Annotated in this window: 5 protein-coding genes; 3 read left to right on the top strand and 2 right to left on the bottom strand. The window is 53.8% G+C overall.

Annotated features, from left to right (window positions below; genetic code table 11):
- Positions 1-405: 405 nt before the first annotated feature.
- On the bottom strand, positions 406-1,242 hold the full coding sequence (locus J3T92_RS07970; RefSeq protein ID WP_267400927.1) for an alpha/beta fold hydrolase: 837 nt from the start codon (positions 1,240-1,242) through the stop codon (positions 406-408).
- Between the two features lie 671 nt (positions 1,243-1,913).
- Here J3T92_RS07970 and J3T92_RS07965 point away from each other — a divergent pair.
- Positions 1,914-5,306, top strand: coding sequence for an Ig-like domain-containing protein (locus J3T92_RS07965; protein WP_267400926.1), 3,393 nt, complete (start codon positions 1,914-1,916; stop codon positions 5,304-5,306).
- Between the two features lie 353 nt (positions 5,307-5,659).
- Here J3T92_RS07965 and J3T92_RS07960 read toward each other — a convergent pair whose 3' ends face one another.
- Positions 5,660-5,788 (bottom strand): hypothetical protein, encoded by a 129-nt coding sequence (locus tag J3T92_RS07960; protein WP_267400925.1) that lies wholly within the window; start codon positions 5,786-5,788, stop codon positions 5,660-5,662.
- A gap of 171 nt (positions 5,789-5,959) precedes the next feature.
- On the opposite strand from J3T92_RS07960, the gene J3T92_RS07955 reads away from it, so the two are divergent.
- Positions 5,960-7,765, top strand: a complete 1,806-nt coding sequence (locus tag J3T92_RS07955) for a glycoside hydrolase family 36 protein (protein ID WP_267400924.1) — start codon at positions 5,960-5,962, stop codon at positions 7,763-7,765.
- Between the two features lie 108 nt (positions 7,766-7,873).
- Entirely contained in the window at positions 7,874-9,229 is a 1,356-nt protein-coding gene (locus J3T92_RS07950) for an ABC transporter substrate-binding protein (RefSeq protein WP_121914843.1), read from the top strand.
- The last annotated feature ends 162 nt before the right edge of the window (positions 9,230-9,391 follow it).

Below are 9,391 nucleotides of genomic sequence, written 5' to 3'. Positions count from 1 at the left end.
CCGGGCGGGCATCGGACTGGCAATCAAAAAGCTATAAGTAGCACAAACACGCTCTTGAGTTCTCAAACCACCACCACACCAACAATTCCAAGCCCTCCGAAGAGTTCTCAACACTGCCGGGCAGCAAGAAGTAAACTTACACTAACTTAGGTTGTCCCGCAAATTGGTATACAAAAATATCGGAGGAACCCAATGATTCCGGGGCTTTTACGGCGTGTCGACTTTCATCGACATGTTCCCCGTTTCATCGGCCTTCGCCTATCCAGGAGCCCCGTGCACTCTTCAGCGAGGCTCATACCAATATCTTCAAGGCCTAATGTTAGTAGATTTAGTCGTTCGCAGGAAGTATTTCCACCATGCGGATGAGCGCGTGCGACGAGGCAACCATTGCTTATCAATAGCGTGCTACAGGCAGAGGGATTTAACAGTCGCCGCGAACCGTTCAGGCTCATCCCATTGCGGGCAATGCCCTGACTGGTCAAAGCAGATGAACCGATGCGGGCTCTCCAACCCATCGGCGAACTGCTCAACCAGACTACCCGGCAGATGACGGTCATACCTGCCGCTAATGAAATAGACGGGCGCCCCGAAAGAGGTCCGCCCGCTGAAATCGACCTGCTCCAGCTCAGCATCCAAGCGCGCCCGGGATTGAGCCACCCCCTTGGCTTGGTTAAGCAGACGCGACCAGTTGTAGTACGGCGAGCGCAGGTAGGTCATGATCCGTCCCAGGAATCCGAACAGCATGGCAGCCCCGCCGCGAGACAGCAACTCATCAATCATCAGCACCAAGTCGGCAATCCCGCTCTCCCCGCTGACAATCGAACTGAGCCGGTGGCCTAAATGCTGTTGGGCCCAATTTTGTCTTAACCGAAGAGCGGCATGCATACTGACAACCTGTCCGAGGCCGATGTAGCAGCGGACAAGCGAGGGATAGCGCTTCACCATTTCCAGCCCCAGGACGCTGCCCCAGGAATGACCGATGAGGATCAGGGAATCCTGCCCATAGGCGCGAAGAAGCTTTAGCACGAACTGGTGAACATCTTCGACTATAGAATCGATGGTTACTGCTTCGCCTGGGATAAAAGGATGGTAGGACAACCCACTGCCGCGCTGGTCCAGGTTGATGAAACGGAAATCGCGTTCCAATGCCGCGTTGTACCGCATGGTCAACGGAATGCAAGCATCGCCTGGGCCACCATGCAAATAAAGAATGATAGGAGCACGACGCGGTGCCGGATTCATCGAGAATACCAGGTGCGTGCCATTGATCTGCGTCCTATACAGGCGGGAGCGGCTGGGAACTACCACGGTGCGACCAGTCATGGAATCATTTTATCCATATCTCATCCAGTGTGCGCTGAAATCACCTTTAATGAGATAAAACCTGGCGTATAAGTATATGCACGGTTCGCATATTTCTTGACTCGCGTATCAATATAATTGACTGCTGCTTAAGCATATCTGTAAACCGGCGAATCAATCATCGCAGAAACAGAGCTGGCTTTTCTTCCCTGAAATTGCCTAATCTTCTTTCCCTATCCGATGGTCTTGCAAATAGCTAGCTGCATCCAAATAGTGAGAACGTTTTCTAGGTATCAAGAGCACAATATCAAATAGGATGTGTTTTAGGCAATATAGAGCTTTATGATCTACCAGTGTTTGACGATAGAACGTTTTCATAATATGCTGTTTTATGTAGTGTCGATGATGTCACCGGCAAGAATTCAACAAGAGGGACCAGTAATAAAACGAAAGGAGCCTTGTACATATCAGCGCACCCCAGCCGATTATGACCTTGCTCTTGAGAATCAGACGGCCAACGCGTGAACAATGTAGTTCTCGGCATCACTCAATCGGGTCCTGAACAATCCGAATCGAGCGATTGCTTCGCATTCCGATGAAAGAAACGCATCATGGGAAAATATCAGACACTTATAGCATTAGCGGCGAGCGCGAGCCTGCTGATCGGAACATGCGTTCTGCCAGCGGCCTACGCCGATGAAGCCAAACCAGCACAAGTCCTCAAAGTCGATATGGGCAAGACAACCGGGGACTTCCTCGGCGGAGCCTCAGGAACCCTGTACGGTTTAGGCGACGAAGGATCGCCGACAGATGCCATTCTCGACGGCGCCCGTGTGGATAATTCTTCACAGAAACCGCCAACGGGCTCCCAACACCCCAGCGGGGACGCCCTGGCCTTGGAGCGCCAGTTCTTTGCCAATGGAGGACGAGAACTGGCCGTATACATGCAGGATTATTACCCAGATTGGTCCTATAACCATGGTTCACGCCCGGGAGATGACCGATCATATGTAACCAATGTGCCTGTCAGCGATCCCAGATATGGCACCTACAGCGATCAGTCCAATGGACGTTGGGATTATAGCGAAGTCGTCGAAATCGTCGTCAATAAGATATTGTCCCAATCAGAGCATCCTGACCAATACATCTTCATCCCCTTCAACGAGCCAGACGGAGGCAACTGGTACTACACGGGCGATGATGCCCAGAACCCGCTGTTCAAAACAACTTTCCTGAACGACTGGGACGCAGACTACCAACTGATACAAACCATCTGGCAACAATACAAAACCGGCGAAAAACCAAGCAAGGTGCACCCCACAGCAGCGCATGCCCGCATAGCCGGCCCTGGGGACTCATCCTTCAGGCAGAATAGATCAGAAGCTTTTCTGCGCCACACCAAGGAAGTGGGAACCCTACCGGATATCTTCGTCTGGCATGAGCTGGGCAAAGAAAGCCTGCAGAACTATCGGACCCACTACGCGAATTACCGTGCTTTGGAACACGACATCGGCGTGCCCGCCAGAAAGATCAACATCACCGAGTACGGAGAGCTACGCGACATGTCCGTACCTGGTCAACTTGTGCAATGGATGAGCATGTTCGAGGACACCAAAGTCCAAGCCGAGACCGCCTACTGGAACTATGCAGGCAACCTATCAGACAATATGGCCAATGCCAATGCTGCCAATGCAGGCTGGTGGCAGTTCAAATGGTATGGAGACCTGAGAGGAGATCAAACTGTTCAGGTGGATTCCGATCACCGCGACAAAATCGACTCGCTCCAAGGCATCGGGGCATTGGATACCGCCAACCATAAGGGAACAGTCTTATACGGAGGCGCCAACGACGAGAACGCCGATCAGGTGAAGAATACCGGAGCCAACATTCCAGTGACCGTGCAACTGACGGGATTAGACAAGGCAGGGTTTGGCTCCACAGTGGATGTCGAAGTGCGCGAGAATGCTTTTACGGGACCAGACGGCATCGCTGCAACCCCCCGCGTGGTCAATGCGCTCTCAAATGCTCAGGTACGCAATGGCACACTCGATGTCACCACGACCAGTGTGGACCGGTATGCCTCATATCAACTCGTCGTCACGCCACACCAGGACCGGTCACTTCGCACAGATGACCAATTGGGTCGAAATCTCCAAGTCACAGAAGCTGAACGGACCAAATTATCCGGCGGCGCCCGTGCTTACGACAAAACACCTTCGGGCAATGGGTGGAGCTACTTCATGACGTCCGGCAACGGTGATGTCGGCAACTTCAAGGATGGGGCCACAGCTGACTGGGAAGTCCAAACCTCTGCTGACGGCAAATACAGGCTGCAGGTAATCAGCGGAAACACTGGATTCCCAGGGACTAATAAGGTCAGCGTGGACTCCAAAGCCGTTGGTGAATTAGACTATCACGCCGAACTTGCCATGAAAGATGCTGCGAAATGGCTGTATAGGGGAAGCTCTCAGCTGGAGATGAACCTTACTCAAGGACGACACATCATCAGTATCCATGGATCGACGGCCTTGGATAACACCCTTGACAAGTTCCTCCTTTACAGGATTCCCGAGGATCGCGATGGAACCAGTGATGCCGTAGACTACCCAGCTACGCAATTTCGCCTTGCCGGCGGAGCCTCGCTCGATTTCTCCAATGAAGGCAGTCGCGGGTTCGCCGAACTTCGATCAGGCCATGCTCATGCCTTCATCCACGGCTGGTCCCAGGGATACCACACGATCAAACTCGTCTATCGGGCCGCCAAAGGAACACCGATTGCCCTGAACATGAATGGAAAAATCCTCCCGGGAATCACTGCCGCCTACTCAGGTCTGCAATCGACCAGTCTTGAGGTGGCACTGAGTGAAGGCATCAACAGTCTGGACCTTTCGGGAACAGGCGTGAGTCTACGCGATGTTCAGGTCGCCGCATCCAAGGATCTGCGTCACTCTGCCATCTCCCTTCAGGCAGAGGATCAACAATTGAACGGCGGGGCGAGCGCGATCACTGAGAATTCGTCCAATGCCGAAAACCACCAATACGTGATCGGCCTGGGAAATCAGTTCACCACTGCTGAAAGCGGCCCAGCCGGATACGGCGATCGCACCCGTGTAGTGGTTGAGAATAGCAACAACAGACCAAAGGTGAATACGCACAATCCCGGCATCATGACCATTCCGGCAGGCACGGTTCCTCGTGGGGACTATATGATCGCCGTCAGATTCTCCAACGATGCCTTCATCGGCAGGCACGACTACAACCCGCAAATCGTGGACCTCGGACTGCAAATCCGCCAGGGGGATGGCCACGGCCCCGAACTTGCCAGAGGTTCGTTTAGGTATACCTATTCCGACAGAAGCTTCTTGAACCGCTCGCTGCAGGTATCCACGAATGGAGGGGCCCTATCACTGGGGAACTGGGATCCGGCTGGAACGGGCAGAGGCGCTGTCTCCTGGGGAGTGGCACCGAATATCGACTCCCTGATTTTCTACCCTGAAATCATCGGGACGCCGACATCCGAAGACCTAGAGTCCCACCCATCAGAACCAGGTTCAGTCACCATCCATGCCCCCGGCCTGGCTCAGGGCCGAATGACACTGCGTAAGGGCCAGAAATTGCAATTGACCGCCACAGATTCGCAGAGTTCATCTGATGCCGCCATCACCTGGTCCACATCGGATCCACGCATAGCAACGGTAGACCCCCAAGGCATGCTGTCTGCCCTTGAGGTTGGCAACTGCACGATCACAGCAAGTTCCGGAAGTGCCAGCTCGTCCTTCCGTCTTCAGGTGATTCCGGCGACATCCGCAGATGCGTCGACCGCGAACGATTCAAAAGCTAAGCCTAGGTCGAGCGCGAAAGCAGCAGGACAAAAAGGTCAGGAATTCCGACTTTCATCCACAGGGTCTGCAGTTACGCTCATCCTCCTTACAACCATCGTGCTTGTAGGAACTTCCGTTCTGACCTTCATGATGATCCAGCATTCTCACGGCAAACAGTCATGACATACTGTGCATACTGTGAGGCTTGGTCGAATTAACGGCTTTCCTGTGGCCATTCCCCAGTGCGATAGCCACAGGAAGACCGGCATCGCCGGCAGACACACTTACAACCCGACAGAAACGACACGCTTAATTGACTCGATAACGTTTTCAAATTACTCTGTGTTTTTAGGTATTGACCTTCGTGGCCATAGGGATATGAACATTCTCCAAGACCGCAGAGAGGCGATCAGCAAATAAGCAGGGAAGGTTGTTTGCGGTTATCGGTCACCACGATCTCCACCGACACCCGACTTGGCTGTAATCATATGGCAGAGGACATCATGACACATGACTTTCAATGGGGCAATAATCGTCTATCCTTCTTTTTCCATTGGGATGACGACGCTCCAGTCAGCATAGGTCGGATTACGTCGGATGATGTGGACATGAGGATCGACGACAATCTGCCCCTTGTGGAGATCATGGCCGCTGGCTTCGGTCATTGGATTGCCTGCGAAAGGCTGGTCAGCACTTCAATCGGGGCTGGCATGCGATACGTTTCTCATCATTCTGACAAATCTGAAAACGGTATCAATTCGTTACACGTACGAATGAAGAACCGTACCGCCGGTCTTCAAGCTGACGTGACCTATCAACTTCCTACGAATCAGACCATGTTCCGGACCTTTGTAACAGTGACCAACATCGGAAACCGCCCGATCAGCCTCGAATCAGTCACCAGCTGGGTCAGTCTGTTCGGATCCACGCCCGGAGGGCAGCAAGATGCAAGCGGCTGGAAACTTCTTCATGGCGCTTTCGCCTGGTTGGGCGAAAACCGCTGGCGCTCTGAAAATACCGAGGATCTCTTCCCTCAGCTCTCTCAGGAGCTGACCGGAAACAATCCACGCAACGAGTACAAAGCAATCTCCACAGGCACCTGGTCAACTGGTCGCCAGGCTCCGCTCGCGGTCCTATGCAACAAGAGCCATACAGCCACTTGGATTTTCCAAGTCGAGCACAACGGAGCTTGGCGATGGGAGGTCGGCGACTATACCGTCGATGGATACATGGCTTTATCCGGACCCACAAACGAAGATCACTCCTGGTCAAAATGCCTTGCGCCGGGACAAAGTTTTACGTCCGTGCCGGCATCGGTCACTCTGGCCTCTTCCTTTCAATCGGCCTACGATTCCCTGATCGCTTATCGGCGGACTTTCGGCACGCACGTGGCCAAGGACCAACATCCACTAGTGGTTTTCAACGACTACATGAATACCATCAACGGTGACCCGACCACAGAGAAGCTGCTTCCACTGATCGACAGCGCAGCTGAAGTGGGCGCCCAAGTCTTCTGCATCGACTGCGGCTGGTATGACGATTCCGGCGATTGGTGGCCTTCGGTGGGCGAATGGAAACCCTCCACGACGCGCTTTCCAGGGGGATTCGCCGAGGTGATTGATGCCATCGTCTCGCGCGGCATGGTTCCCGGCCTGTGGATGGAACCCGAGGTCGTGGGCGTGCGTAGCCCTATCGCCGCCGCACTGCCAAACGCGGCCTTCTTCCAACGCAATGGTCGACGTGTGGTCGAACAGGACCGTTATCTACTCGACTTTCGAGCTGATGAGGCTCGCAAGTACATGGACTCGGTAATTGACAGGCTTATCGGCGAATTTGGCATCGGCTACTTTAAGTTCGACTACAACGTCTCTCCCGGAGCAGGCACCGACAATCAAGCCGATAGCCTGGGAGATGGACTTCTAGGCCACAACCGGGCCTACTGTGACTGGTTGGATGCCTTACATAAGCGTTACCCAGACCTGATTCTTGAGAACTGCTCCTCGGGCGGCATGCGCGAAGACTTCATGCAGACCAGTCACTTCCGCGTCCAATCAACTTCGGATCAGCAGGATTATCGTCTCTATCCACCGATCGCGGCATCCTCACCCATGATGACCGTGCCGGAGCAAACGGCCAACTGGGCCTATCCACAAGCTTCCATGAGTCTGGAGGAGATCACCTTCAACCTGAACACCAGCATGCTGGGCAGATTGTTCATTTCGGGCTTTCTCAATGCCATGGGTGAGGACCAGCGCAACCTGATCGCCCAGGCCGTACAGACCTACAAGCTTCATATACAGCCCATCGTTTCCAGAGCTGTTCCTTTTTGGCCCATGGGACTGCCCGGATGGACAGACAAGGCATTGGCCCTCGGTCTTCGCTATGACCAGAGCGCACTGGTGACGGTGTGGGCTCGAGACCCCGCCGGCAAAGAAAGCAATGTGGTTCTATCCTTGCCTGATTTCGCCGACTCAGCCGTTGATGTTCATACCATCTTCCCCACAGGCGAACGCTTCGCACCATGGAAAATCCTTTGGGACCCGAACAATGCCAAGCTGCGTTTGCAAGCGCCAGAGCGTCGATTCACGTCCCGAACCATATTGATCACGAGAAAGGAGGCCCAAGGTCAAAGTCGTCTTTAAGGAATTACCGGCAGGCGTCAACACCTACAAACCGGGGGGTTCCGAGTAGCCATTCATGATGGGCAGAAGGTTCTACGAAGGATCGTGGAACATAGGAAAGGAATTTCAATGAAGATATTCAACACAACACGAGTCGGAGCGGCCATCGCCCTGACGGGTGCAATGGTTTTCTCTCTGGTCGGGTGCTCGAATCCCTCGACTGGCAGCAGTGACAGTGCCGATACAAGCTCTAAGGATTACTGGCCATCGGCAACGCAGAAACTCGACGGGGTTCAGCTGAAAATGTGGGTGGCTCAGAACTCCAACAAGATTCCGCTGAAGGTGGTCTCGAACTTCGAGAAGGCTACGGGTGCCAAAATCGATGTCCAGACCATCCCTGATCCGTACGAGCAGAATGTCCAGACGAAGATCACGACTGGAGATACACCCGACCTGGCCTTCTGGCAGCCCACCAAGTCCATGCTGGCTGGTTTTATCGCCCAAGATAAGCTGCAAAAGCTCGATAATGCACCTTGGGTGAAGAACTACACCCAAGGCATCGCCGATGCAGGTGGCGTGGTGGACGGCACTCGTTATGCGGCTCTTTTCTCCACCCCACCGGTTGAGGGCGTCTTCTACAACAAGGAAGTCTTCAAGAAGGCCGGCATCACCGAGACACCTAAAAACTGGAACGATCTAGTCGAGACTGCCAAGAAGATCAAAGCGGCCAATGTCCCCGGCGTGAACTCCCCCCTGTTCGAAATGGCAGGCTCACAATGGGGTACCCAGTACGCGGTATCCGTCCAACTGGCCGAGGCGGCTCAGAACGGCCTCTGGGACCGCATCAATACCGGAAAAGAGAAGTTCACCGACAAGACTGTTCAGACCGCAGTCGACAACTACAAGCAGCTCTTCGATGAGGGCCTCTATAACAAGGACGCAGGATCAGCCAAGGACACCGACCAGGCTGCAGCGCTCTGGGACGGCAAGACCGGAATGATCATCCAGGTCAATTCGCTGTTCAACGCCGTGGCTGCTCTGGCCAAGAATGATAAACAGGCCTTGGACGAAAGAATCGGATTCTTCCCCATTTCCAAGGATGGGAATGTCGGAACCATCATCCCCGAACAGAACAACGCGCTGGTGGCCTTCAAGAGCAAAGACAGCAAGAAGGAGGCCGCCGCTCGTCAGTTCATTAATTACTGGATGAGCACCGGATACGCAGACTTCGTCAAAGACCAGAAGATCATCTCCGTACTGAAGGGGGTTAAGTCTCCTAATTCGGTTCCTCAAGCCTTGATTGATTCCGCAGCTGCGATCAAGACCGGCGTAGGCTCCATGCAGTCTCTGGCCATAGCCAATCCTGACCTTTACATCAATTTGGCCGATATGGTCAACGGCACGAAGTCGCCCCAGGATGTGACCAAGGCGACCCAGGACCAGTTCGCTCAATTGGCTAAAGCACAGGGGGCCAAGAACTTCTAAAGGCTCCTGTCTTTGTCCTGCTTCCGGCAGCTGCCAGCACCAAGGCAACAGCCGGAAGCGGTCATCATGCACGACATCGGATGGGCATCAGGGCCGGCGCTCCTGATCCTGATGCCCATCTCATGGAAGGAAAAGCAGATAAGTATGGTAAACCATGCAACC

This window comes from Bifidobacterium sp. B4081, assembly GCF_026537335.1.
Lineage (GTDB): Bacteria > Actinomycetota > Actinomycetes > Actinomycetales > Bifidobacteriaceae > Bombiscardovia.
The sequence above is the reverse complement of the archived record's forward strand: the minus strand, read 5'-3'. Positions and strand labels throughout refer to the sequence as shown.

Coding starts and splice junctions, on each gene's coding strand:
- J3T92_RS07955 (WP_267400924.1), top strand. CDS start 5,960: ATGTTCCGGACCTTTGTAACAGTGACCAACATCGGAAACCGCCCGATC.
- J3T92_RS07960 (WP_267400925.1), bottom strand. CDS start 5,788: ATGACCGAAGCCAGCGGCCATGATCTCCACAAGGGGCAGATTGTCGTC.
- J3T92_RS07950 (WP_121914843.1), top strand. CDS start 7,874: ATGAAGATATTCAACACAACACGAGTCGGAGCGGCCATCGCCCTGACG.
- J3T92_RS07970 (WP_267400927.1), bottom strand. CDS start 1,242: ATGAATCCGGCACCGCGTCGTGCTCCTATCATTCTTTATTTGCATGGT.
- J3T92_RS07965 (WP_267400926.1), top strand. CDS start 1,914: ATGGGAAAATATCAGACACTTATAGCATTAGCGGCGAGCGCGAGCCTG.